The organism is Myxococcus sp. AS-1-15, assembly GCF_020037055.1.
Classification (GTDB): Bacteria; Myxococcota; Myxococcia; order Myxococcales; family Myxococcaceae; genus Myxococcus; species Myxococcus fulvus.
Window position 1 is genome coordinate 360,300 of the sequence record NZ_JAIQDF010000006.1, and the last position, 25,288, is coordinate 385,587.

Sequence of the window (25,288 nt, forward strand, 5' to 3'; positions counted from 1 at the left end):
ACCCACGGCACTCGGGCTGGCCGGCAGCCTCCTTCAGGGAAGCCATCCGCTCCAAGCGCCGGGCGCCTGCTCCCTTACACGCTCCCTCTGACATGTGCCCAGGCCGCTGCAATTCCAGGGGGTTGCCGAGCCACCCGGCCCCGCGAGTCTGGAAGACACGGAAGAACCCGCTGGGGGAGACTGGCCCGACAGGTCCCGGACGGAGATGCTTCGCGCCATGTCCTCCGAGCACGCCCCGTACCTCATGCTCGCGCTGATGGTGCTCATCGCCCTCGGCATCATCGTCCTGGGAGCCCGGGAGAAGCGCCAGCAGCGGCAGGCCTGGCGCATCTTCGCCACCCGTCAGGGCTGGACCTTCAGCCAGGCCAGTGACGTCCTCGAGGTGCAGGGGCTCTACCGCGAGCAGCAGCTCTCCCTGCTCACCGAGAAGCACGGCACCGGCAAGAGCGCCCGCTTCGTCACGGTGCTGCGCCTGGAGCTGACCGACGCCCTGCCCCAGGAGCTCCAGCTCGAGACGGAGACCGTCGGCGACAAGTTCCTCAAGCTCTTCGGCAAGGTGGACGAGGAGGTGGGCGACGCGGCGCTGGACGCGGCCCTGAACCTGCGCGACCTCTCCCCCAGGACCCGGGAGCTGCTCCTGACACCGTCCCTGCGCGAGCCCCTGCTGCGCGCCCACCGGCACTACCACCGCCTCTCCATCATCGCGGGGATGCTGGAGGTGGCGGAGGAGGGCGTGCCCACCTCTCCTGAGGACCTCGAGGCCCTCGTCGCTCCCGCGCTCGCCCTGGCGGACGCCCTGCATCTGTCCACCGGGCAAGCGCTCCCACCGCACTCGCGACGACGCGCTCAGTCCTGACGACGCCTGCGGCGCATCAGCGCCAGCGCCGTCAGCGCGGCCCACGCCAGCGAGCCCACCGGCGCGCTGCCGCACGAGCAGCCACTGTCCTCATCCGAGTCCGGCGGGCTCATCCCGCCATCGGAGCCCGTGCCTCCGTCCAGCCCCGTCCCCGCATCCGGCTGTGAGCCCGCGTCGGGCTCCTGCTGCGGGACCAGCGTGCAGTCGCCCTCGCCCACGCACACCTTCACCTCGACCTGGTGCCGCTGTCCCGAGGTGTCCACCACGGCGAAGCGCACCAGGTGTCCCCCGGGCGAAAGGTCCGTCGTGTCCCAGCGGTTGTGCTCGCCGCCGAAGTGGAAGTGGTTGTCCGTGCGCTCGTCGACGTAGCGCTGCACACCGTCCACGAAGAACTCCGCGCGCGTGCAGCCCACATCATCCTGGCAGTCACCGTAGAACTCGGCGCCCGCGCCGGACACACGCTCGTCCACGGTGGGACGCGTGAGGACGGCGACCGGCGCGTCGTCCTGCTTCACGGTGACGGTGAAGGACTGCGTCGCCTCGGGCGCCACGTTGTTGGCCACGCGCACCGTGACGGCCTCGCCCGTGGTCGACACCGCGGTGGGCGTCCAGGTGATGAGGCCCGTGGCCGCGTCGATGGACATGCCCGTCGGCGCGGTGGTGAGCGAGTACGTCGCCGCGGGCCGGGCCCTCGCCTCCACGTCATAGCGATACACATTGCCCACCACGGCCTGCGCCGGCGCGGTGGAGGTGATGATGGGGGCCAGGTCCTCGTCGTCCACCTCCGTCGCCGTCACGGTGCGCGCGTCCAACCCCGAGCCCACCACCGAGAAGAGCGCGACGCCGTCCTGGTTGTCCGCGTCGGCGGCGGCCCGCAGCGTCACCGTCTGGGGCGCGTTCCAGTTGCTCGCGTTGAAGATGAGCGAGCCCCCCGACTCCACGGTGAGGTCCGCATCGCCCGAGGCGCGGCTGACGGTGACGGTGACGGTGCGCGAGGGCTGGCGCGTCAGCGACACGTCGAACGTGGCCGTGCCGGCCTCGGGGACCGCGACGTTGCTCGAGGAGAGCACCAGCTGCGCGGAGTTGTCCTCGATGGTGGTCGCCAGCACGGACTCGGACGTCAGGCCGCTCGACGCCACGGTGAAGGTGGCGGTGTCCACCTCGTTGTCCGCGTCCTCCAGGGCGTCAATCGTCACCACGCGAGGCGTGCTCCAGTCCCGCGGCGTGAAGGTGAACGTCGCCACGCCGGACACGCGCAGGTCCGAGCTGCCACCCGGCGCGCGGAACACGTCGACCACCACGGACGTCGTGGGAGCCTCCGCCAGGCCCACCGTGAACGTCGCCTTCCCACCCTCCATCACGCGCGGGTACAGGTTCGTCACCACCAGGCGCTGACCCGTGGTGGTGGGGACGATGCGGCGCAGACGCCCACCCGAGACACCGATGGTGTACAGCGCGCCGTCCGGCCCCACCGAGGCATCCACGTACGACGTGAAGCTGGTCCCCCAGATGTCCACCGTCGCCACGGTGTTGTCCTGGGCCAGCGTGGCGCGCATGAAGGTGGATTCGTTGTAGTCGCCGAAGAAGTAGTTGCCGCGGTACTCCGGCGGAAAGAGCGTGGCGTCGTAGAACACGCCGCCGTTCATGCAGCCACCCAGCCGCTGGGTCTTCGCGGTGCCGCCGCCACTCGTGGCATCCGGCAGGCCCGGCTGCGCGACAGCCACAGTGGTCACGCTGGGGACGCTCGCGACGTAGAAGTCCCCGTTGAACGAGGCATCGCCCACCCCTTCGAGCGTGAGCTTCTCGCCCTTGCGGAAGCCGTGATTGCCCGTGGTGGTGAAGGTGGTGACGCCGCCCGTGCGCGCGGCCCCGGTGGCCGTGAGGGTGCGGGTGTCGAAGCCGTTGGTGCGGTACTTGATGACCGGGGTGATGTAGTCGTTGCCGGCCGGCTGGTTGTTCTCGTAGTCGTTGTAGCCGGCGTGCCCGCGCCGGGGCACCACGAAGGTCTGCTCGTAGCCGGTGCCCACCACGTTGACCCACAGCTGGCCGGTGCTCGGCTGGAACGTCAGCGTGAACGGATTGCGGAAGCCGCGCGCCCAGATGTACTCGTTGTTCGGACCGACGCCATCGTTGAACGGGTTGTCGTTGACCGGCGTGCCGTCACGGTTCGCCCGGCCCACCTTCGCCGCCAGCGACGTCAGGTCCGCGTCCACGCCCGTGCCGTTGCCCAGGTCACCAATCGCGAAGTACAGCTTGCCGTCCGGACCGAAGCCGATGCCGCCGCCATCGTGGTTCTCTCCACGGGTCGGCAGCCGCGAGACAAGCACCGTGCGCGCCGTGCCCACGCCGTTGACGTCCGTGTAGCGGACGATCTGCTGCTCCGTCGGGGACACGGTGACGAAGACATAGACGTAGCGGTTGGCCACGTAGTTCGGGTCGAACGCGATGCCGATGACACCGCACTCGCTGTTGGTGTGGACCGCGGGCTCCGTCGCGAACAGGCGCGTCACCAGCGTGGTGTTCCCCGGCTGCGTCTCCGGGAGGCCGTCCTTCAACGAGACGACCCGGATGGGACCGTTCTTGAGGGTGATGAACAGGCGGCCCGAGCCATCCGGCGCCCACGCCATCCCCGTCGCCTGACTCAAATCATTGGAGGTGTAGACAGTCTCGACGAAACCCGAGGGGACCGCGGCCCAGACGGGCGCCGCCAGGAGCAGGAGCAGGGGGACGAGTTGGCGCATGACGCGGGAAGATACCGCACCCGTCGTGCAGACCTGCTCGGTCATCCAGACGCAGGACACCCGAGCACTCCGCCCCACCGAATCCTTTCAGCGAGGCTGTGCCATCCAACCCCGGGCGGTGCCATCCACCTACCAGTCGGTCCCGGTGACGCGATACATGACGGCCGAGCTCAACGGACAGTCGAACAGTCTCTCGAAAGCGCGGGCGCGCGAGAGCAGCAGGCGCTCGGCGGGGCTGTGCTTGCGCACACTCACCCAGCGCGGCGACAGCGCGCGCAGTCGGTCGAGATACACCCCGTCGTTCCCCTCGTGATTCACGTACTCGACGCGGTTGCGCAAATCCCACGTCCAGTACTCACCGAGGAACGACGTGGCGCTGTCGTACGCCACCACGTCACCGGGCCGCAGCTCCCGCTCACGCAGGCGCGCCGCCTCCGGCGTCCACAGCCAGCCCATGCGCATGCGCACCCGGTCCTCGTCGCGCAGGGACGGGTCCGCGCGGCGCCCCATCGTGGGCAGCACCTGATACCCCACCGAGGCCTTCGCATAGGACGCCACGCAGAGGAACGCCGCGAGCGCGGACAAGAGGACCTGGAGGTAGCGCGTCCCCACCTGACGGTGCAGCACCGCGAAGGCGACGAGCCCCGCCGCGGGCAGTCCCAGCGTGAAGCGCCCCCACCACGCCGCGGGCACCAGCACGGACAGGCCCGCGAGCAACGGCAGCGCGAGCCGCGACAGTCGCTCCCGACTGAACACCGCCGTGGCGCTCACCCACAGGAGCGCGGGCAGCAGGAGGTACGGGAAGAGCCAGCCGAAGGCGCGCTCGCGCACGTCCGGCCAGTACATGCCCTCCGGCGCGGTCCAGCTGCGCACCATGCGCTCGAAGGCGCCGGGCGCGCCGAAGAAGGCGGGAGGGCCCGCGATCTCCTCCGCGCCGATGGGCCCCTCGAGCTCATGCCCGAGCACCTTCATGCGCGCGGGCCAGAAGGGGTTGCCCGTGCGGACCGAGTTCTCCACGTACGTGGGCGCCCCCATCCACAAGAGCAGGAGCAGCGCGAGCCCCGTCTGCCCCAGCACCCGCCCTCGCGCCCCCTTCGCCGCGCGCAGCACGAGCACGCCCCTGACGAGCAGCAGCGGCGACACGAGCGCGAGGTGGAAGAGCCCCGTCACCTTGGTGCCCGCGTACAGGCCGAGCGCCAGCAGCGTCAGCGTGCGCGCGGTGGGGCTCCAGTCGCGCTCGGTGAGGAAGTAGAAGGCCGTGATGAACAGCGCGCCCGCGACGACGTCCGCGTGCGTGGTGTGGAGCTGGAGGGCCACCGCGGGCAGGGCCAGCCACATCGCGCCCAGCGACGCGGACAGCGCGGGGCTGGCGCTCGCGCGACGACAGAACGCGGCCACGGTGAGCGCGCCCAGCAGGCCGAAGGGGAGCTGCGCCAGGTCCTCCAGCCGCGAGTGATGGGGCAGCAGCACGTGCCAGACGGAGAGCAGCTCGGTCAGCTCGGGGTAGCCGTTGACGTACCAGACCGACGTGTCCACCCAGGTGATGCGGCCCGTCTGCACCGCGTAGCTCGTCTTCGGCGTGTGGTACCAGACGACGTCCCAGGCCCAGTTGGGGAAGTGCCACGCGATGGAGCCGGAGACGATGAGCGCACACGCCGCCGGCAACAGCGCCCACGCGGCCAGCTCCTGACGCGCGAGGATGTCACGCCACAGCCGCACCGGCGCCGTCACATCCGACACGAGCCGAGAGCGCAGCTCCGCGAGCCCCACCCTCCGCACGCTCCAGCCGAGCATCCCGCCGTGGAGCGCGCAGCCCACCAGGGCCAGCTGGAGTCGACCGAGCTGCCCCACGAGCCCCAGCGCCTGCACGCTGGTGAGGACGCTCGCGGTGCCGAAGAGGAGCGCGGCCATCCAGCGCTCCAGCGTGGAGCGCTCACGCAGGAGCGCCGCGGACAGGGCCCACGCGGCGGCCACCGCCCATGACGTCTCCAGCGCCCAGAGCACCCAGCCCATGCGCGGCTCAGCCGTTGGCGGACAGCGTGCGCTCGTACAGCCCGCGCACCCGCTCCGCCAGCTCCACCGGGTCCTGTCCCAGCGACTCGGGCGGCAGCGGCGGCAGGACGCGCACGCGCATGGAGGCGCGGGCATTCAGCCACGGGCCGTCGCCCTCGAGCAGCTCCGTGGTGCCCTCCACCACGACGGGCACCACGGGCACGTGCTCCTCCACCGCGAGCTGGAACGCGCCGCGCTTGAAGGGCAGACGCTGGCCGCCCTTCGCGTACGTGCCCTCGGGGAAGATGAGCACGGGCATGCCTCGGCGCAGCCAGCGCCGGCACGGGTCCAGGAGCTGATGCATCGCCTGCGACGAGCCGCGGACGATGGGCACGTACGCGAGCAGCGTCATCATCCAGCCCACCAGCGGCAGCGAGAACAGCGACGCCTTCGCCACGAACTTGTACGGGTGGTACAGCCCCATGACCGCCAGGATGTCCATGGCGGACTGGTGATTGACCACGATGACGCAGGGCCCGGAGGGCAACAGCTCCTTGCCCTCGAAGCGCGTGCGCCAGAACGGCGACACGTGCAGCCACAGCCCATGGCACCAGTGACACACGAGCCAGTGCAGCATCCGGCGGTCCTTGTCGACCGGATAGGTGACCAGGAGCAGCAGCGCCCCCAGCGTGAAGAGGATGGGCGCGGTGGTCAGGAAGACGAGCCAGAACCAGACGGTGATGACGTACTTCATCGCGGAGGGCTCATGGGTGCGTGCTCGGAACGGGGGCGCATCGGCTCACCGACATAGCGCGACCCGGCTGGCACATACAGCAGGGACCTCCAGCGCATGGGATGACCCTCCGACAGGCGGGCAGCCAGCCGGCGAGGGACGACGATATCCCGACCAGGCCTCCGCGCAGCACCCGGGACTCGGACAGGCCTCCTCGCGGAGGACCGGGTCCGCCGTCGGCTGGAGGCGGCGTCATCCGTCCCGGGCCGCAAGCGTGCACGCGCATCACTCCGCCCAAGCCCGACAACTCCTGCCTGGGCCGAAGCACAGGCAATGGCGGCGCGAGGATAACAGCCATGGCGAGGGTGCCCTCCGACTGTTAGAGCAGGCCCCTGGGGAGCGCTTTCGAACGCTCCAGACGTCACGCGCACGTCACTGCGCGCACTCTGGCTTGCCGCGAGGCGACGAGGGGGGCGTAAGGTGGCCGCCCACGGCAGTCACATCGAGGAGGCAGCGGAATGGACGCGCAGGGCCTGCACATCGAGACGCATCCCCGAGAGGGAGACCCGCTGCTCAGGGCAACGAGACCGGACCCCTGCACGGTGGTGCTGTTCGGCGCGACAGGGGACCTGGCGCAGCGCAAGCTGTTCCCCGCCCTCTTCGAGCTGGCGCGCGCCAACCTCCTGCCGGACCACTTCTCCGTCGTCGCCTTCAGCCGCTCCACCCTGGACAACGACGCCTTCCGTCAGCACGTGAAGGAGGGCCTGAAGAAGTTCGCGCGCACCCAGCCGCTCGACGAGGCCACGTGGCAGAAGTTCGCCCCGCGCCTGGAGGGTGTCTCCGGCGCCTATGACGACCCGGCCGCCTTCGCCCGCCTGCGCGAGAAGCTGGAGCAGGTGTCCCAGCAGCAGGGCACCCAGGGAAACCAGCTCTACTACCTGGCCACGCCCGCCTCCACCTTCCCCCAGATCCTCCACGGGCTCGCCGAGGCGGGGCTGCTCAAGCGCGAGGAGCGCCCCCACCAGACGCCCTGGCACAGGCTCATCATCGAGAAGCCCTTCGGACGGGACTTGGAGACCGCTCGCGAGCTCAACCGCGAGCTGGCCGCGGTGCTCGACGAGAAGCAGATCTTCCGCATCGACCACTACCTGGGCAAGGAGACCGTCCAGAACATCCTGGTCTTCCGCTTCGCCAACGCCATCTTCGAGCCGCTGTGGAACCGCAACCACATCGACCACGTCGAAATCACGGCGGCCGAGCAGATTGGCGTGGAGGGCCGCGGCGGCTTCTACGACGAGACGGGCGTCATCCGGGACATGGTGCAGAACCACCTGCTCCAGGTGCTCGCGCTGTGCGCCATGGAGCCGCCGGTGTCCTTCGGCGCGGAGGACATCCGCGACGAGAAGAACAAGGTGTTCCGCGCGCTGCGTCCGGTGGAGGGCAAGGAGGTGTCGCGCTCCGTGGTCGCCGGACAGTACGAGGGCTACCTGGGGGAGAAGGGCGTGAAGCCCGACTCGCGCACGCCCACGTATGTGGCCATGAAGCTGAGCGTCGACTCGTGGCGGTGGGAGGGCGTGCCCTTCTACCTGCGCGCCGGCAAGGGGTTGAAGAAGCGGCTGACGGAGGTGTCCATCCACTTCCGCTCGGTGCCCATCGGCCTGTTCTCCGGCGAGGGCGCCACCTGCCAGCGCCTGCAGCCCAACGTGCTCACGCTGCGCATCCAGCCCCAGGAGGGCATCGCCCTCTCCTTCGAATCCAAGGTGCCCGGTGAGGACGTGAACATCGCGGGCGTCACCATGGACTTCAACTACGCGGAGAGCTTCAACAAGCCGGTGCCGGAGGCCTACGAGCGGCTGCTGCTCGACTGCATGCGCGGCAACGCCACGCTCTTCGCCAGGCAGGACAGCGTGGAGCAGGCGTGGGCGTACGTGACGCCCATCCTCCAGGCGCTCGAGTCCGGCGAGGGTGGGACGCTGCACCCCTACGCGACCGGGAGCATCGGGCCGCAGGCCGCCTCCGCGCTGCTCGCCCGCGACGGCCGCCGGTGGACGCTGCTATGAGCGCGCTGCCTCCACGCGTCGTGCCCCCGGAGTTGCTGGCCCGCGAGGCCGCGGAGTGGATGGGCCGCGCGCTGCAGACCTCGCTGGCGATGAAGCGACGGGCGAGCCTGGCCCTGTCCGGTGGCAGCACCCCGGCGCCGGCGTACCGCGAGCTGTCGCGGCTGACGCTGCCGTGGGAGCGGGTGGACCTGTACTTCGTGGACGAGCGCTTCGTGCCGCCGGACCACCCGGACAGCAACTACCACCTGGTGGAGGAGGCGCTGGTGGGGCCGCTGCGGCTGTCGCCCTCGCAGGTGTTCCGCATGGAGGGCGAGCGCGAGGACCGCGAGGCCGCGGCGAAGGACTACGAGGCGCGCCTGCCCGATGTGCTGGACGTGGTGCTGCTCGGCATGGGGGAGGACGGGCATACGGCCAGCCTCTTTCCCGGCCACCCGGCGCTGGAGGAGCAGAGCCGGCGCGTGGTGTCCGTCGTGGGCCCCAAGCCGCCGCCCTGGCGGATGACGCTCACGATGCCGACGCTGTTGGCGGCGAACGCGGTGCTGATGCTGGTGGCGGGCGCGGGGAAGAGGCAGACGGTGCAGCGGGCGCTCGGGCGGGATTCCGCGCTGCCGGCGGCCCGGGTGACGAATGCGCAGTGGATGATGGACACCGCCGCCGCGGGACGGTGAGCGGGCCTTGTCGGAGGAATCATGAGTGCGGCAGCGAGCGCCCAGACGGGCGCGCAGTTCGGCGTGGCGGGCATGGGAGTCATGGGCGCGGCCCTGGCCCTCAACATCGCGGACCATGGCTTCCGGGTGGCGGTGTGGGACCGGCATGCGGAGCGCATCGACGAGATGCACCAGCAGCACGGGCATCCGTCGCTGAAGGGCTTCGCGTCGCTGGAGGACTTCGTGAAGGGGCTGGAGCGCCCCCGGCGAATCCTGCTGATGGTGACGGCGGGCACGGCGGTGGACCAGATGATGGAGCGGCTGTTCCCGCTGCTGTCGCCGGGCGACGTCATCCTGGACGCGGGCAACTCCTGGTTCCAGGACACGCGGCGGCGCGAGGAGCTGTGCAAGTCCAAGGGCCTGCACTTCCTGGGCGTGGGCGTGTCCGGCGGCGAGGAGGGCGCGCGCCACGGCCCGTCCATCATGCCCGGCGGCCCCCCGGAGGCGTACGCGCTGGTGAAGCCGGTGCTGGAGGCCATCGCCGCGCGCACGGACGAGGGCCTGTGTGTCACGCACGTGGGGCCGGATGGCGCGGGCCACTTCGTGAAGATGGTGCACAACGGCATCGAGTACGCGGACATGCAGCTGCTCGCGGAGACGTACGACGTGCTGCGCCGGGGCCTGGGGCTGTCGGCGGAGGGCGTGGCGGAGCTGTTCACGAAGTGGAACCAGGGCATCGCCGAGTCCTTCCTCCTGGAGACCAGCATCAAGGTGCTGCGCAAGAAGGACGCCGAGACGGGCAAGCCGCTGGTGGACCTGGTGCTGGACAAGGCCGGGCAGAAGGGCACGGGCAAGTGGACGGTGCAGGTGGCGCTGGACCTGGGCGTGCCGGTGCCCTCCATCGCCTCCGCGCTGGACGCGCGAAACCTGTCCTCGATGAAGGACCAGCGCGTGGCGGCGAGCCACAAGCTGCCGGGGCCTGGGGCCTCGCTGTCCGCGGAGGAGAAGGCGGACCTGGCGGCGTGGGCGCATGACGCGCTGTACGCGGCGCGGGTGGTGACGTACGCGCAGGGCCTGCGGCTCATCCAGGCCGCGTCCGACGAGTACCAGTGGAACATCTCCCTGGCGGAGATGGCGCGCATCTGGCGGGGCGGCTGCATCATCCGCGCGAAGCTGCTCACCCCGCTGCGCGAGGCCTTCACGAAGCAGCCGGACCTGCCCAACCTCCTGGTGTCGGACGCGTTCGCGCCGGTGCTCGAGAAGCTGGCGCCCGCGTGGCGCAAGCTGGTGGGCACGGCGACGAAGGTGGGCATCCCCGTCCCCGTGTTCAGCGCGTCGCTGGCGTACCTGGACAGCTACCGCAGCCCGGAGCTGCCGCAGAACCTCACCCAGGCCCAGCGCGACGCCTTCGGCGCGCACACGTACCAGCGCCGGGACAAGCCCGACGCCGGCTTCGTGCACAGCGACTGGAACAGCTAGGAGGGCTCGCCCGCCGGGACGTCATCGTCGGGGGACGGTGACTCCCGGGGCCCGGTGCGCACCGGCGAGGCCGTGTTGCCGATGGCGGTGCGCTCCACGCCCGAGAAGGTGGCGAAGGCCCACCACGCCAGGTTGAACCAGTCCGGCGTGGGCAGCTTCTTCGTCGCAATCACCTTGGCCGCGCCCGCCACCGCGAAGCCCAGCGACGCGAGCGAGCCCAGGTCCACCTTGCCTCCCGTGGCGCGGAGCACCTCCACGTCCAGCCCCTTCACGAAGCGGCTGGTCGCGAGCGCCACGTCGCTGCCCATCGCCAGCGCCTCCAGCAGCACCTCCTCCTCGGGCGCCTCCTCGCCCTGGCGCACGACGAGGTCCACGCCCGTGAGCCTCCGCACCATCGCGAGCACGTCCTCCAAATCAAGAGCGTCCGCGTCGTGGAGGACCAGGACGCTGCCGGTGAAGGGGCGCACCTCCACCTCGTCCACGCCGCGGATGCGCAAGAGCCCCTCGGCGAGCTCGTTGGCCACCGAGCCATGCTCGCGCAGCCACGGGAGCCTCAGCCGTACGCGGCCGGGCAGGACATGGACCACATAGATGAAGCGTGACACGGGCAGCCTCCTCAGGCCTCGGCCTGGCCCTGCGGGTGACCGTTCGCGGCCCGCCGGGCCCGGGCCTTCGCCTCGGCCAGCAGGTCCTCCAGGTCCTCCTGCCTGATGGCGGTCCTCGACATCACCATGTCGCCGAAGCGGTAGGCGGCGGTGGCCAGCTCCACCAGCAACGGGCGCAGGTGCTTGCTCAACATCACCGAGCCGGCGCCAGCGGTGTAGCCCAACAGGAACGACGGGAGATGGAACGTCATGGGGAAGCCTCCGCGAAAGCGGGGATGAGGAAGGGACGACGATGCGCCGCGCCCCGGGGGACGCGGCGGGAGAGACCGTGAAGCGCCCCGGGCAGCGCCCACCCCACCGCCACCCCACCGAGGGTGAGCCACGATGGCGTGGGCAACCCCAGCACGGCGCGCAGCGGGGGCACGGTGAGCGCCAGGGCCTGCATGGCCACCGCGCCGCCCACCCATAGTGTGAAGCGCCCGGAGTCCAGCGAGCGCCCCCGAGCCCCGGTGCGAGGCGCCCGACACACCGAGGCGTACCCCAGCTGCGCGGCGGTGAGCATCCCGAAGGCCAGCGGCGGTCCGCCCAGCACCAGGCCCGCTGCGCCCACGCCCGCCAGCAGCAGCGCGTCGCGCACCACCCGCCGCGACATGTCGCGCGTCAGCAGCGGCGCGTCGGGAGGCGCGGGCGGCCGGTCCAGGATGTCCGCGTCCCCCGGCTCCAGCGCCAGCGCGAGCCCCGGAAAGGTGTCCGTCAGCAGGTTGAGCCAGAGCAGCTGCATCGGAGCGAGAGGCTCGCGGCTGCCCACCAGCGAGGCGCCCACCACCAGCGCCATCTCCGACAGGTTGGTGGCGAAGAGGAAGCGCAGGGCGCGGCGCAGGTTGTCCTGGACGATGCGCCCCTCGCCCACCGCGTGGAGGATGCCGCGCAGGTCCTCGCCCGCCATGACGATGTCGGCCATCTGCCGGGCCATGTCGCTGGAGCGCGCGCCCACCGCCACGCCCACGTCCGCGGCCTTCAGCGCCGGCGCGTCGTTGACGCCATCGCCCGCCATGGCCACCACCTCGCCACGCGCGCGCAGGGCTCGCACCAGCGCCATCTTGTCCTCGGGCGCCACCCGCGCGAGCACCGCCACCCGGTCCAGCCAGTCCCCGCGCTCGGCCCCGGCCAGTCGCTGGGTCAGCTCCTTGCCCGTGAGCGTCTCGCCTCGCAGGCCCACCTCGCGCGCGACGGCCTCGGCCGTGTGCCGCTGGTCCCCGGTGAGGAGGATGGTGCGGATGCCCGCGACGCGGGACTGACGCAGTGTCTCCTCGGCCCCCTCACGCAGCGGGTCCCTGAGGCCCATGAAGCCCACGAAGGTGTAATCGCCCTCCGGCGCTCCCACGTGCCTCGCGTCCACGCGTCGCCAGCCCAGCGCGAGCACCCGCAGGCCCTCCCGGGCCAGCGCGCGGTTGCGCTCGAGCAGGCGCTCGTGTCCCTTCGGGCCCAGCGGGCCTTTCGAGTCACGGGAGCACAGCCGCACCACCTGCTCCGGCGCGCCCTTGATGAACGCCACGCCGCCGCCCGGCGCGTCGTGCAGGCTCACCACGTAGTGGATGCCATTCGTGCGCTCCAACAGGCGACGCCGCGGGAAGGCCTTGCGCAGCGCCGCACCGTCCAACCCCGCGGAGTGCGCGGCGGTCACCAGCGCGCGCTCGGTGGAGCTGCCCGCGATGATGACCTCGTGCCCGTTGCGGTGCACGTCCACGTCGCTGTTGAGCAGCGCCGCGGCGAGCGCCAGCGTCGGCGCATCCTCCAGCACCGCCTTCGGCTTCGCGCGCAAGGAGGCGAGGTCCACCGGGCCCGCGCCCACGTCCAGGACCTCCAGACACATGTCGTTGCGCGTGAGCGTCCCCGTCTTGTCCGTGCAAATCACCGTGACGCCGCCCAGCGCCTCGGCCGAGGACACGCGGCGCACCACCATGCCGCGCGCATGCAGGCGTTGCATCGAGCGCACCAGCGCCGCGGTGGCGACGATGGGCAGCCCCTCCGGGAGCGCCGCCACGCCCAGCGCCACCGCGCCCCGCAGCACCTGTCCCATCGGACGTCCGCGCGCGAGCCCCACCACGCCGGACATCGCCGCCGCGCCCACGGAGAACAGCGCCACGCGCTTGTCGAGCCGCTCCAGCTTGCGCGACAGCGGCGTGGGCGGCGAGGCCGTCTCCTCCACGAGCTTGCGCACCCGCGCGAGCGCCATGTTCCCGCCCGTGGCCACGACGACGGCGCGCCCATGTCCCGACGCCACCACCGTGCCCGCGTGGAGCATCGAGTGACGCTCGGCCAAGGGCGCGTCCTCGGCCACCGGCTCCGCGCCCTTGGCCTGTGGCTCGCTCTCGCCGGTGAGAGGCGCCTCGTCCACGCTGAGCCGGTGCGCCTCCAGCACGCGCGCATCCGCGGGGAGCACATCCCCCGCGCGCACGAGCAGCACGTCCCCCACCACCAGGTCCGCCGTGGGCACGGCCTGGAGGACACCGTCGCGCAGCACCTGCGCCTGTCCCGCCTCCAGCCTCTGCCAGGACGCGAGGAGCGACTCGTTGCGCCGCTCGATGCGATAGCCGATGCCCGCGTTGAGCCCCACCACCGCGAGGATGGCCGTCGACTCCAGCACGTCTCCCACGAGCGCGGACGCCGCCGCCGAGCCCATCAACAGCCCCATGGGCACGGTGGCCACCTGCGCGCGCAGGAGCGACCACCGCGAGCGCGGCGGCACGCCCGCCACCAGGTTCGCCCCCTGACGTCGCAGCCGCGTCGCCGCCTCCCTTCCAGACAGGCCGTGCGCGTCCGTCCCGCTCCGATGCAGCGCCTCGTCCACGCTCAGCGCGTGCCACGCCACCTCGTCACGAGACGCGGAGACCGGCGCGGGACGCCGCTCGCGCGCGACAGCGGGGCCGGTGTCCTCGGGAGTCTCCTTCAAGCGCGTGAGCAGCGGAGCGTCGGGGCCGTAGCGCACCAGCACCCGGCCGCTGCGATGCTCCGCCTTCACCTCCTCGATGCCGGGCCAGGTGTGGAACGTGCGCTCCAATCGACGTCCCAGGTGGCGGTCACCCAACAACCCCGGCACCACCAGCCGGAGCCGGCGCGAGGCCACGGCGTGCCGAGCCACGCTCGCGGGCGCCGCCCTGCCATCGATGAGGAACACCACCATCCGCCACACCCCCGGAGGGCCCAAGGTGAGGGCCCACGCCCCGCGCGGCCATCCGACGGGGCGTGCGTATCCATGCACGGCACCGGACAGTCGCGAGGGGAGCACGCCGGTCCGCCAACAGCCCGCAGCACCCAGGGGCCCGCACGCGTCACATGACAGCGGGTGCGATGGTGCGTCCGGAGGCCCGCTCGCCCGCCTGGACGCACCCTCGTGTGCATCGTGTCGGACGGCCCAGGTCCGCTAGGCTTGTCCCCAGAAGCCCGTTCCGCGCGGCCGGGACGAAGGACCCACGAGGCGTGTCATGGAGCTCCAGCTCACCGAAGAGATTCGCAAGCAGGTGGATGAGGCCTTCCGCAGACGCGGGCGGGTCAACATCGTCATCGCCGGGCGCAGCGGCGTGGGGAAGAGCACGCTCATCAACGCCGTCTTCCACGGGCGCATCGCGGACACCGGCCAGGGCCGCCCCGTCACGCAGGAGACGCGCGAGTACACGAAGAGCGACGTCCCCGTGAGCATCCTCGACACCCGGGGCCTGGAGCTGGGCGCCTACAAGCAGACGCTGACGCTGCTCGAGGACCTGGTGGCCACGCGGGGCCGGGACGCGGACGCGACGCGGCACCTGCACTGCGCGTGGCTCTGCATCGGAGAGGACTCTCGACGCGTGGAGGATGGAGACCTGGAGGTCGCGCGCATGCTCTCGCGGCACATGCCCGTGGTGGCGGTCGTCACCAAGGCGCGCAACGACCAGGGCTTCCGCGCCGAGGTGGAGCGGCTCCTGCCCATGGCCCGAAACGTCATGCGCGTGCGCGCGCTCCAGGAGACGGACGACGAGGGGAACACGCTCCAGGCCAAGGGGCTCGTGGAGCTGGTGGAGCTCACCATGGAGCTGGTGCCGGAGGGGCAGCGCAACGCCTTCGCCGCCGCGCAGCGGGTGAGCATCGAACAGAAGCGCAAGCGGGCCCACGGCATCGTCGCCAGCGCGGCCGCGGCCGCCGCGGCCATCGGAGCCACCCCCATCCCTTTCGCCGACGCCGCCCTGCTCGTCCCCACGCAGGTCGGAATGCTGGCGGGGATTAGCAGTGTCTTCGGCCTGCCGCTCACCGAGGCCTTCCTCTCCACGCTGGTGAGCTCCGTGGCCACGGGGCTGGGCGCCACGTTCTCCGGACAGGCCATCGTGTCGGGCCTGCTCAAGGTCATCCCCGGCGCGGGCACGCTGGTCGGCGCGCTCATCGCCGCCTCCACCGCCACCGCGCTCACCACCCTCTTCGGTGAGGCCTATATCGCCGTGCTCTCCCGGCTGATGGAGCGGCGCGCCGGGGAGATTCCCCTCGTGGAGGACGTCATCAGCGCCTTCAGGGAAGAGCTGTCCCTGCGCCGCGCCTCGGCCTGAGTCACCCGGGCCTCGGCGGCGTGGCGCGCAGCTCCGCGCGGCGAATCTTGCCGCTCACCGTCTTGGGCAGCTCGAGCACGAACTCCACCTCGCGCGGATACTTGTACGGCGCGGTGGTGCGCTTGGCGTGCTCCTGGAGCTCCTTCGCCAGCTCGTGCGACGCGATGAAGCCCGGCGCCAGCACCACGTACGCCTTCACCCGCTGGCCCAGCTTGTCGTCCGGCACGCCAATCACCGCGGACTCCGCCACCGCCGCGTGCTCCAGCAGCGCGGACTCCACCTCGAACGGCCCCACGCGGTAGCCGGACGTCTTGATGACGTCGTCCGCGCGGCCCACGAACCAGAAGTAGCCGTCCGCGTCCCGCACGGCCCTGTCCCCGGTGACGTACCAGTCGCCTCGACGGCAGGCCGCGTTGGCCGCAGCGTCGCCCAGGTACTCCTGGAACAGCCCCACCGGCCGCTCCGGCGCCACGCGCACCGCGATGTCCCCCTCCTGCCCGTCCGCCACCTCCTGGCCCGCGTCGTCGATGACGCCCACCGTGAAGCCCGGGGACGGCTTGCCCATGGAGCCCACGCGCGGCTCCACCGAGGGGAACATGCCCACCACCACCACCGTCTCCGTCTGCCCGTAGCCCTCGCGGATGTGCAGCCCCGTGGCCGCCTTCCACGTGTCGATGACCTCCGGGTTGAGCGGCTCGCCCGCGCTCACCGTGTGGCGCAGGCTCGACAGGTCGTGGGCCTTCAGGTCCTCGAGCACCATCGCCCGCCACGCCGTGGGCGGCGCGCAGAAGGTCGTCACCTGCTGGGACGCCAGCACCTTCAGGAGCTTCCGCGGCTCGAACCGCCCCCGGAAGTCGTAGACGACGTTGCACGCGCCCTGGCTCCACGGCCCGAAGAGCTTGCCCCACGCGCACTTGGCCCAGCCCGTGTCGCTCAACGTCAGGTGCCGGTCCTCGGGCGTCAAATCCAACCAGTAGCGCCCGGTAATCACGTGGCCCAGCCCGTAGCTGGCGTGCGTGTGCAGCACCATCTTCGGCATGCCCGTGGTGCCGGACGTGAAGTAGATGAGCAGCGGGTCCTCCGCGCGCGTGGGCGCGAAGTCCTGTCCGTGCGCGCCCGTGCCCACCGTGCCCGACTCGTAGCGGACCCACGGCGCCGGCGCGCCCTCCCCCACCGCCACCCACGTCTCCACGCGGCCGGTGCCCGCGAGCCCCTCGAAGCGCTCCAGGCAGCTTGTGTCCGCGATGACCGCGTTCGCGTCCGCCGCCACCAGCCGGTAGCGGATGTCCTTGACGGTGAGCATGGGCGTGCCCGGCATGAAGACGATGCCCGCGCGGATGCAGCCCAGCACCAGGAACCACCACTCCGGCACCCGGGGCATCATGATGAAGAGGCGGTCCCCCTTCTTCAGCCCCAATCCGGTGAGGAACTGCGCCGCGTGCAGCGAGCGCTGCTTCACGCCCTGCCACGTGAAGCGCTGCTCGCGGCCCGTCTCGTCCGACCAGAGCAGCGCCAGCGACTCCCCCCGCTCGGCGGCGTGCCGGTCCACCACGTCCGTGGCGAAGTTGAAGTGCTCGGGCCGCTCCCACCGGAAGTCCCGGTGGGTCGCCGCGTAGTCGCGCATGTTGCGAGGGGTGGACTGGGCCATGCGGGCGAGCCTGCCACGCCCCTCCTCACGACGTCCGTCCACACGCCCCCGCTTCGCACGGTGGACAACACGCCCGCCGCGAAAAAGCAGAGGGGCCGGCCCTTCAGAGAGGACCGACCCCGGTGTGTGACGAGGAGAACCTACGGTGGACTCAGTTGAGCTCCATGCACGGGACGATGTTGCCCATCCCGTTGCACGTGAGCATCGCGTCCATCAACTGCTTCTCGGCCTGCGCGGTGCGGCCCGCGGCCAGCTCCCGGCGGATGCCCTCGCGCTCGGCCAGCAGGTGCAGCCACGGGTCCGGCGTCCCCTCGGCGAAGCCGCGCAGCGCGCTCATCGCCGTGGCGTCCGACACCGCGGAGCCCGTGTGCATCAGCGCGCCGAAGTAGATGTCCCGCTCCCCCGAGCGGCGCAGCGAGTCCAGCAGCACCGTCGCGTCCTTCTTCGTGTCGCTGTCACGCAACAGCCCCGCGTACCCCTGGGCCAAGGGCGCCCGCGCCGTGAAGTCCCGCGCGGCAATCTGCCGCACGTAGTCCTGCAGCACCGAGCCCCCACCCAGCGCGTCCAGCTCGCGGGCCAGCGGCAGCAGCGCCTCCACGCGCTCCTTCGACGTCACCGTGCGCACCGCGTCGTAGAGCGCCGCGCGGGCCACCGCGGGCCGCTGCGCGAGCTGCTTCGCGTCCCAGGGCGCCTCGCCCGTGAGCGTCGTCCACACGTCCATCACCTGACGGCGCGAGCGCACCCGCTCCTCCGCCAGCTGCGTGCGCAGCTCCGCCGCCATGCGCCGCGCCTCGCCGCTCCACCCCGCCTCGCTCAGCGACGCCACGGTGTCGAACGACGCCGCCGCGCGGTCCAGCAGGTCGCGCTCGCGCAGCACCAGCGCGCGGTTCCACAGCGCCTGGGCGTGGTTCGGATTGAGCTTCAGCGCGCTCGTGAGCAGCCCCAGCGCCTCCTCGTAGCGCTGACGGCTGAGCGCGACGACGGCCAGGTCGTTCGCCTTGTCCGCGGACTCGGGCTCCTGACCCAGGAACGCCTCGGCCTGCTGCCAGTCGCCGCGCAGGGCGTACGCCGCCGCGATGCCCCGGTAGTCGTGCCGCTCCGCCAGCTCCGCCAGCGGCCTGAGCGGCAGCATCTGCGCCGAGTGGCTGGTGCCGCGCATGGGGCTGTAGGGCAGGAAGCGGTCCGCCTTCGGATGGGAGAGCCGCGCCTCGAAGGCGCGCGTGTCCGCGCCCGACAGCCACACCTCGCCCGGAATCTCCGGCTCCGCCTGGCCGCGCACCACCACCACCGCTGCCAGCCCCGCCGCGAGCGCCAGCGGCATCGCCAGCTTCAGGCCCTTCTGGAGCCGCGCCTTCAGGGACACCACGTTGCCGCCCATCACCGGCTCGGCCACGTCGGCGCCCTGCGTCACCGGCGCGCTTCCCCCCAGGGCCCGGGCCGCCAGCAGCTCCAGCTGCAACAAATCCCTCAGTCCCGACTCACACTCCGCGCACCGCGTCAGGTGCTGGCGGAAGGCATCCGCCTCCGTGGCGGACAGCTCCCCGTCCACGAAGAGATGCAGTCGGTTGTTGGTGCATGGCGTCGTCATGAGCTCGTTGCCCCCTGCTCCCGGGCCACCGCTACCTGTGGCAGCAGCAAGTCCTTCAGGTCCCTGCGTGCCAGGGTGAGCCAGCTGCCCACCGTGCCCACGGGAACGTTGAAATGCTCGGCGATGGCGTTGTAGCGCTTGCCCTCCGCGTGCAGCCGGTAGGCATCACGCAGGTGCGGCTTGAGCCGCTCCACCGCCTTCTGGAACTCCTCGGTGCTCACCAGCTCCCAGTTCTCCTGGGCCTCCGCCTGCGCCACCCCCTCCTGCACCAGCGCGAGGTGGGGCATTCCCCGGGACTCCGTCCGCTGCCTGCGGCAATAGTCCAGGAAGCGGTTGGTCATCGTCGTGCACAGCCACGCCGCCGCCGCCGCGTCCGTCCGGTCCTTCAACGACTCGAATTCCTGCATCGCGCGCTCGAAGGTCTCCTGCACCAGGTCCTCGGCTTCCAGGCTGGAGCGGGCGGACAGACGACGCGCCAGTCCCAGCAGGCTGGGCCGGTGCTGTCGGATGAACGCCTCGAAGCGCCTCCGCTCCCGGTTGAAGAGGTTGGCCATGATGTCCTACATGCCTCGCGCGGCAGGTTTCCCAGTCAAAGACGCGGTGCCGTCCGTTCCTTGAGAAAAAAGTGCAAGGGCACCAACAAGGCAATGCCCGGAAGGGATGGAATCCCAGTCCGGGCATGGATCTCCAGCGGATGTAGGTCTGGAGGGGAGACGGCGCCTAGGGCTGCTGCGGGGCAGAGGCCAGGGCGGGGCTGGACGGCATGGGCAGGGGCTTGCGGGCGCGCTGCACCCCCACCGTGGTGGCGCAGTCCACGTAGTTGTTCTTCACGTGGGCGTCCGCGGCACTCGACTCGACGGGCTTGGAACCGGACGTCATTCGCTCGCTCCTCGTGCTGGGATACAGCAGCACGGACAAGTTGCTGGTGGATGAAACTTTGAATCTGTCGCCGTCCTTACCATGCTCCGGTCCGATTCCGTGAGAGGCGGCGGGGTGGATTGCGTCTCGGATTTCGAGGTTTTCCAAATGAGCGTGGATACATCCCGATTGGCGTTGGAGTGGCAGGTCTGGCTGGTGGAGAACCTGGCGATGGGGGTGACGCGCGAGGAGGCGTGTCTGGCGTTGGCGGGCGCGGGCGTGTCCGAGGAGGTGGCGCGAGAGGAGGTGGCGCGGGTGGAGGCGCATCCGTTCTTCCAGGCCTGCCAGCGGGTGGGACGACGCTACGGGTGGCTCGAGTCGGTGATGGACACGTACAGCACGTTGCATCGGCAATCCGGTGGACACCTGGCGCTGGAGCGACGCCACGAGCTGTCCGCGGAGGAGTTCTTCACGCGCTACTACTTCGGACACCGGCCGGTGGTGTTGACGGGGCGGATGAAGGACTGGCCGGCGCTCGGACGTTGGTCGCTTTCCTACCTGGCCGAGCGGGTGGGGGACGTGGAGGTGGAGGTGATGACGCGGCGTGAATCCAACCCTGACCACGCGCCCGAGCCGGACAAGCACCGCGAGACGATGCGCTTTCGCGACTACGTGCACCGGGTGGCGACGGGGGGCGAGACGAACGACTACTACATGGTGCCGCGCAACGAGAACTGGCAGCGCGAGGGCTTCGAGCCGCTGCGCGAGGACGTGCGCGCGCCCCAGGGCATCATCGACGACAGCCTGCGGCCGGACATGATGACGCTGCTTTTGGGCCCCGCGGGCACGGTGACGCCGCTGCACCACGACAACATGAACGTGCTGCTGGCGCAGGTGATGGGGCGCAAGCACGTGAAGCTCATCCCCTCCTTCCAGCGGCACCTGATGTATCCCCGCTACGGGACGTTCAGCCACGTGGACGCGGAGCGCCCGGACGTGGAGCGCCACCCGCTCTACGCGGAGGCGCACGTGGTGGAGGCGGTGCTGGAACCGGGGGAGCTGGTGTTCATCCCGGTGGGCTGGTGGCACTGGGTGCGCGCGCTCGACGTGAGCGCGTCGGTGACGTTCCACCACTTCCAGGTGCCGCAGGGGAACACGTACCTGCCCACGCCGCTGTAGGGGTGTCAGTCGGACGTCTCCACCAGCAGCACGTGGTGCGTCCAGCCGTTGCGGGCGTCGCGGGCGAGCCACTTCTGGCGCTCGTCGCGCAGGGCCACCGCGGGGGCGGTGCCGCCGCGGATGCGCTGGCGCACGCCGTCGAAGAAGCGCCCGGCGGCGTCGGGGATGTCCACCGTGGAGGCGAGCACCGCGCGTGCGCCGGCCTCGATGAAGGCGGCGGGCAGGCTGAAGGGCTCGTGCGTGGTGGTGGAGGCGAGCCGCCCCGCGCTGCACGCGGCCAGGAACACCATGGGCGCGCCGGCGAGCTTCTGCTTGCGCACGATGTCCGCCGTCAGCGCGTAGCGGCCGTTGCCCTCGGGCGAGAGCACCACCAGCGAGGCGTCCGACAGCACGGGGTCGCTGATGCCGTGCGCGTGAATCTCGATTTCCGTCGCGTCCGACATGCTGGACAGCACGCGCGAGGGCGTGGCGTCCGAGCCGGACAACAGCTCCAGCGCCGTGGGCTCCGGCTCGGGCGGCGGCGTCCACGTGGGCAGCCTGGGCAGTTGCAACAGCGCGGGCGCCTCCACACTGGAGACGACCAGGCGCCGCGACGGCGCGGACACGCCCGGGACGATGCGGCCCATGCGGAAACTCCACGGCTGGTCCACGGGCAACAGGTCCGTGCGGCCGAAGACGGGCGCCCACGCGAGCACCTCCACCTGGGCGCAGCCCTTGAGCGCCTGGCGCACGTGCTCGGGGACGAGCTTGACGCTGGGGCTCTCCGCGAAGGGCACTTCGCGCGTGCCCTGGTAGTCACCGACGAGCTCACCCCCGGGCCCCCGGGCGACGGCCACGGAGCGCTCGTTGTGGACGGCGGCGCCGAGCGCGCACCGCTGGGGCACCTGGGTCCCCAGCTGCTCGGCGAGCAGCTCCAGGGCGCGCGCGTACTCGCCCCGGCGCCCCGCGTCGGTGACGAGCGAGGAGTAGGCCAGGGTCCACGCCTCGCGCGCCAAAGGCTCGGTGGACGGCAGCTTGCGCGCGTCCTCGAGGGTGCGCGTGAGCAGCGCCACGCCGCGCTCGTGCTCGTGGTCCAGCACGAAGCGGCCCTCCAGGTAGCGCGCGTAGATGGCGTCGCCGGGCGTGGGGTTGCTGGCGCGCGCGACGTCGAGCGCCTGGCTCAGCCGCTCGGCGTCCTTCGGGTCCGGACGGGCGCGGGCCATCTCCGCGAAGGTGGCGCCGAACATCAGGTCCAGCTTCGCGTTGGGACACGCGGCGGCGGCCTCCAGCGAGGCGCGCGCGGCCTCCGGACGCAGGGCCAGGTAGTGCGTGTGGGCCTGGTTGATGTGGGGCCAGTAGCAGGTGTCGATGACGCGGCCGCCGCGCGCGGTCCACTCCTCCACGTAGGCGAGCGCGCTGGAGAAGTCCCCGCGGTCCCGGGAGATGTGCACGAGCAGCTCCAGCGTGGTGAGCTCCAGCTCCCACTCCTGGAGCTGGCGGGCCCAGGACCAGGCGGTGCGCGCGTGCTGCTCGGCCTCTGTCAGCCGGCGCAGCTCCGCGTAGAGGATGCCCAGGCGGAGCTCCAGGTCCACGCAGCGCGCGGAGAAGGCGCCCTCGCGGCAGCGCTGGAGCGCGTTGAACAGGCGCTGCTCGGCCTTCCACCACTCGCCGTCCGCCGTCTCCTTGCGGGCCTGCTCGCGCTCCAGGAACAGGCCGAGCCAGGTGTCCTTCTCTCGCTGGACGTGGGAGACCAGGTCCGGCAGGTAGCGCAGCGCGGCGGCCTTGTTGTGCAGGGCCATGCCCACGAACAGGTCCTCCTCACCCGAGGCGCGCACCGTCTCCACCAGTGACTCCGGCGCGCCCGCGCGCTTCCTGACCCACTCGGAGTACCCCTGGGCCAGGGCGCCGCGCCGCGTGAAGTCGCGGCCGGACACCCGCGTCACGTAGTCGCCGAGCGACGTGCCGCCCTGCAGCCGGTCCAGCTCCCGCGCCAGCGGCATCAGCGCCAGCACGCGCTCCTTGGAGGGCGCGGCGCGGACCACGTCGTAGAAGTGCTGCCGCACCACGCCGGGAGTCTGACGCGCCTCCTGGAGGGGCAGCGGCGCCTTGGGGTCCTCCAGCAGGGCCAGCGTGGCGTCGCGCGCGCCGTGCCACTTGCGCGAGCGCGCTTGCGTCTCCTCGCGCAGCGTCAGCGCCTGCGCCTTGGCCTCCCTGCTCCAGCCCTGCTCGCCGAGCGCGGCCACCCTCTCGAAGGTCTCCGCGGCCTTCATCGTCAGGCCCATGTCGCGCAGCGCCAGGGCGCGGTTCCACAGCGCCTGGGGATGCGCGGGGGACTTGGCCAGCACGCGGTCCAGCAGCCGCAGGGCCTGCTCGTGTGCGCCCCGGGAGAGCTGCACGGCGGCCAGGTCACTGTCGCGGTCGACGGAGGACGACATGCGCTCGAGGAAGGAGCCCGCCTGGTTCCACTCACCCTGCAGGCCGTAGGCGGCGGCGATGCCCGCCCAGTTGCCCTCCTCCTCCAGCCGGGCCAGCTCCTTGAGGGGGATGGGCTCGGCGGGGACCAGACAGCCGCCGGCCGAGACGCGCGGTCGGTAGCGGTCGGCCTCCGGATAGGTGAGGCGGGCCTCGATGCGCGCGGACGCCCGACGCTCGGCCCAGAAGCGCGCCTCCACGCCGCTTCCCCCGGACGGCGTGCGCACGAGCAGCGCGGTGACGACAAGCACGGGCGCGGCCAACGCCAGGACCAGGGCCTTGTCGGACTTCGACTTCCACATGCTGCCCCCTCGGGTGCTGTCTCCCCCAGACAGGCGCCCACCGGTCGGGTTCTACACCAACCCTCCGGCTGGCGACGACTCCAGGCCCACACCGGACCTGTCGCCTCTGTACGAACGCACATCCCACCGGGTCCTTGGGCGCCGGCATTTCTTGGGCGAATTTCCCGCGTGGGCGCAGGCACGGAAGAAGACGCCGCGTCCCCGGGCCGCACAGCGGGCGAGCGCCGCGGGAGCCCAAGGTGCCGCGCGCTCCCACTTCCGGCGCGTCGCTTCATCCTCCGGGAATCATTGCGGTGGACGGCAAGCGACGAGCGGGGCCGAGGGCGCCCCGACTCCTCGTGCCCCACCGAGCAGCGGACCGGGGGCAGGGACCTCAGGGGCTTGGCGGGCGAGCGGGAGCGGGAAGTAGCACGGCCGGCCGGATGTCCCAATGCGCCAACCCGGAATGAAAGGACCTCGTTTGACCGCATTCCTTCGACTCGCCGCCCTGGTGTTGCTGGTTCCCCCCCTCGCGTCCGCGGAGGTGGTGTGGAAGGGCGACTTCGAGACCGGAAACATTTCGCAGTGGACGCGCTCGCAGAGCGTCGCGAACAGCCGCCTGCAGGTGGTGTCGGACGTGGTCCGTGAGGGCCGCTATGCGTTGAAGGCCACGGTGCGTCAGGGCGATGACCCCATCGGCGCCAGCGGCAACCGCAACGAGCTGCTCTACATCAGCGAGGAGAAGGCGGGCTCCACGTACTTCTACAAGTGGAGCACGATGTTCCCGTCGAACTACCCCATCTCGGATGGGTGGCAGGTCTTCGCGCAGTGGCACCAGGAGGGCTGCTGTGGCTCGCCGCCGCTGGAGTTCTTCGTGAAGGGGGACCAGATGCACCTGCGCGTGGGTGGCGCGGACGGTGACATCCCCTGGAAGGGGCCCCTCAACAAGGGCCAGTGGCACGACTTCATCCTGCAGGTGAAGTGGTCGTCCAACGCGAAGGTCGGCTTCGTGCAGCTGTGGCACAACGGGAAGCTGGTGCTGCCGAAGACGATGGGGGCGACGCAGTTCGGCAAGGAGATGAACTACCTGAAGCTCGGGCTGTACCGCGAGGACAGCATCCGTCCCGAGGCGAGCGTGTACCACGATGGCTTCACCATGAGCACCGCGCTGGAGGACGTCCTGCCGCCTCCGCCCGCGCCGGAGCCCACCCCGGAGCCGACGCCCGAGCCCACGCCCACCCCGGAGCCGACGCCCGAGCCCACGCCGACGCCCACCACGCCGCCCATCGTCAACGTGCCCACGCTGCCGGGCACGGGCACGCCGCGCGTGGGTGTCATCGACACGGATGACGGCACGGACAATCCGCAGGCGGCGCAGGGCTGCGGTGCGACGGCGACGGGCGGGGCTCCGTTCATCGCCGCCACGGGCCTGCTCGCGTTCGCGGCGCTGCTGAGCCGTCGGCGCAAGCCGGCGACGGTGCGTGCTCGCGGCGCGCGTCGCTGAGCCACCGCGACACCGTGAAGGTCCACAGCGGGTCCGTCCTCCAGCAGGGCGGGCCCGCTTCGTCTTTTCAGAAAGGCGCCCACGAAGAAGCG

General features: G+C 71.4%; 18 protein-coding genes. 7 read left to right on the forward strand and 11 right to left on the reverse strand.

Annotation, left to right across the window (positions count from 1 at the left end):
- The first annotated feature begins 217 nt into the window (after nucleotides 1–217).
- Nucleotides 218–856 carry a hypothetical protein gene (locus tag K8625_RS19335; RefSeq protein ID WP_223783533.1) on the forward strand — a complete coding sequence of 213 codons (639 nt, stop codon included), beginning with the start codon at nucleotides 218–220 and terminating at the stop codon, nucleotides 854–856.
- Here the strand turns inward: K8625_RS19335 and K8625_RS19340 are convergent.
- The 3 genes from K8625_RS19340 to K8625_RS19350 all read right to left on the reverse strand — a co-directional run bounded on the left by K8625_RS19340 (nucleotide 847) and on the right by K8625_RS19350 (nucleotide 6,343).
- Nucleotides 847–3,597: a PQQ-dependent sugar dehydrogenase gene (locus tag K8625_RS19340; RefSeq protein WP_223783534.1), complete on the reverse strand. Its 2,751-nt coding sequence runs from the start codon at nucleotides 3,595–3,597 to the stop codon at nucleotides 847–849. The two genes, K8625_RS19335 and K8625_RS19340, sit on opposite strands and share 10 nt — an antisense overlap.
- Nucleotides 3,598–3,726: 129 nt before the next feature.
- A complete protein-coding gene (locus tag K8625_RS19345) occupies nucleotides 3,727–5,610 on the reverse strand; it encodes a hypothetical protein (protein ID WP_223783535.1) in 1,884 nt (627 codons plus the stop codon).
- Between the two features lie 7 nt (nucleotides 5,611–5,617).
- Nucleotides 5,618–6,343: a lysophospholipid acyltransferase family protein gene (locus K8625_RS19350; protein WP_223746041.1), complete on the reverse strand. Its 726-nt coding sequence runs from the start codon at nucleotides 6,341–6,343 to the stop codon at nucleotides 5,618–5,620.
- Between the two features lie 497 nt (nucleotides 6,344–6,840).
- Between K8625_RS19350 and zwf the strand changes: the two genes are divergently transcribed.
- From zwf to gndA, 3 genes are read left to right on the forward strand one after another with little or no spacing between them, the layout of a single operon-like run.
- Nucleotides 6,841–8,382, forward strand: a complete 1,542-nt coding sequence (gene zwf, locus K8625_RS19355; protein ID WP_223746040.1) for a glucose-6-phosphate dehydrogenase — start codon at nucleotides 6,841–6,843, stop codon at nucleotides 8,380–8,382.
- Entirely contained in the window at nucleotides 8,379–9,050 is a 672-nt protein-coding gene (gene pgl / locus K8625_RS19360; RefSeq protein WP_223783536.1) for a 6-phosphogluconolactonase, read from the forward strand. Before zwf ends, pgl begins: the two co-directional genes overlap by 4 nt.
- Nucleotides 9,051–9,071: 21 nt before the next feature.
- The gene (gene gndA / locus K8625_RS19365) at nucleotides 9,072–10,508 is read left to right on the forward strand and encodes an NADP-dependent phosphogluconate dehydrogenase (protein WP_223746038.1); all 1,437 of its coding nucleotides are present in this window, start codon (nucleotides 9,072–9,074) and stop codon (nucleotides 10,506–10,508) included.
- On the opposite strand, the gene K8625_RS19370 is transcribed toward gndA, so the two are convergent.
- The 3 genes from K8625_RS19370 to K8625_RS19380 are packed head-to-tail and all read right to left on the reverse strand — an operon-like array spanning nucleotide 10,505 to nucleotide 14,297.
- A complete protein-coding gene (locus K8625_RS19370) occupies nucleotides 10,505–11,113 on the reverse strand; it encodes an HMA2 domain-containing protein (protein ID WP_223746037.1) in 609 nt (202 codons plus the stop codon). The two genes, gndA and K8625_RS19370, sit on opposite strands and share 4 nt — an antisense overlap.
- An 11-nt stretch (nucleotides 11,114–11,124) precedes the next feature.
- A complete protein-coding gene (locus K8625_RS19375; protein WP_141327577.1) occupies nucleotides 11,125–11,364 on the reverse strand; it encodes a hypothetical protein in 240 nt (79 codons plus the stop codon).
- Nucleotides 11,361–14,297 carry a cation-transporting P-type ATPase gene (locus tag K8625_RS19380; protein ID WP_223783537.1) on the reverse strand — a complete coding sequence of 979 codons (2,937 nt, stop codon included), beginning with the start codon at nucleotides 14,295–14,297 and terminating at the stop codon, nucleotides 11,361–11,363. The genes K8625_RS19375 and K8625_RS19380 overlap by 4 nt, the downstream gene beginning before the upstream one ends.
- Nucleotides 14,298–14,598: 301 nt before the next feature.
- Here K8625_RS19380 and K8625_RS19385 point away from each other — a divergent pair, with 301 nt between their 5' ends.
- Nucleotides 14,599–15,687: a YcjF family protein gene (locus tag K8625_RS19385; RefSeq protein ID WP_141327579.1), complete on the forward strand. Its 1,089-nt coding sequence runs from the start codon at nucleotides 14,599–14,601 to the stop codon at nucleotides 15,685–15,687.
- A 1-nt stretch (nucleotide 15,688) separates the two neighbouring features.
- On the opposite strand, the gene K8625_RS19390 is transcribed toward K8625_RS19385, so the two are convergent.
- The 4 genes from K8625_RS19390 to K8625_RS19405 all read right to left on the reverse strand — a co-directional run bounded on the left by K8625_RS19390 (nucleotide 15,689) and on the right by K8625_RS19405 (nucleotide 19,802).
- A complete protein-coding gene (locus K8625_RS19390; protein ID WP_223783538.1) occupies nucleotides 15,689–17,335 on the reverse strand; it encodes an acyl-CoA synthetase in 1,647 nt (548 codons plus the stop codon).
- A gap of 151 nt (nucleotides 17,336–17,486) precedes the next feature.
- Nucleotides 17,487–18,923, reverse strand: coding sequence for a zf-HC2 domain-containing protein (locus K8625_RS19395; RefSeq protein ID WP_223746034.1), 1,437 nt, complete (start codon nucleotides 18,921–18,923; stop codon nucleotides 17,487–17,489).
- Nucleotides 18,920–19,477, reverse strand: a complete 558-nt coding sequence (locus tag K8625_RS19400) for an RNA polymerase sigma factor (protein WP_046711104.1) — start codon at nucleotides 19,475–19,477, stop codon at nucleotides 18,920–18,922. Before K8625_RS19400 ends, K8625_RS19395 begins: the two co-directional genes overlap by 4 nt.
- Nucleotides 19,478–19,643: 166 nt before the next feature.
- Nucleotides 19,644–19,802 carry a hypothetical protein gene (locus K8625_RS19405; protein ID WP_170300394.1) on the reverse strand — a complete coding sequence of 53 codons (159 nt, stop codon included), beginning with the start codon at nucleotides 19,800–19,802 and terminating at the stop codon, nucleotides 19,644–19,646.
- 147 nt (nucleotides 19,803–19,949) lie between these two features.
- Between K8625_RS19405 and K8625_RS19410 the strand changes: the two genes are divergently transcribed.
- A complete protein-coding gene (locus K8625_RS19410) occupies nucleotides 19,950–20,960 on the forward strand; it encodes a cupin-like domain-containing protein (RefSeq protein ID WP_223746033.1) in 1,011 nt (336 codons plus the stop codon).
- Nucleotides 20,961–20,965: 5 nt separating this feature from the next.
- Here the strand turns inward: K8625_RS19410 and K8625_RS19415 are convergent, their stop codons facing one another.
- A complete protein-coding gene (locus tag K8625_RS19415) occupies nucleotides 20,966–23,713 on the reverse strand; it encodes a CHAT domain-containing protein (RefSeq protein WP_223783539.1) in 2,748 nt (915 codons plus the stop codon).
- A 460-nt stretch (nucleotides 23,714–24,173) separates the two neighbouring features.
- Here K8625_RS19415 and K8625_RS19420 point away from each other — a divergent pair, with 460 nt between their 5' ends.
- Nucleotides 24,174–25,196: a heparin lyase I family protein gene (locus K8625_RS19420; protein WP_223746031.1), complete on the forward strand. Its 1,023-nt coding sequence runs from the start codon at nucleotides 24,174–24,176 to the stop codon at nucleotides 25,194–25,196.
- The last annotated feature ends 92 nt before the right edge of the window (nucleotides 25,197–25,288 follow it).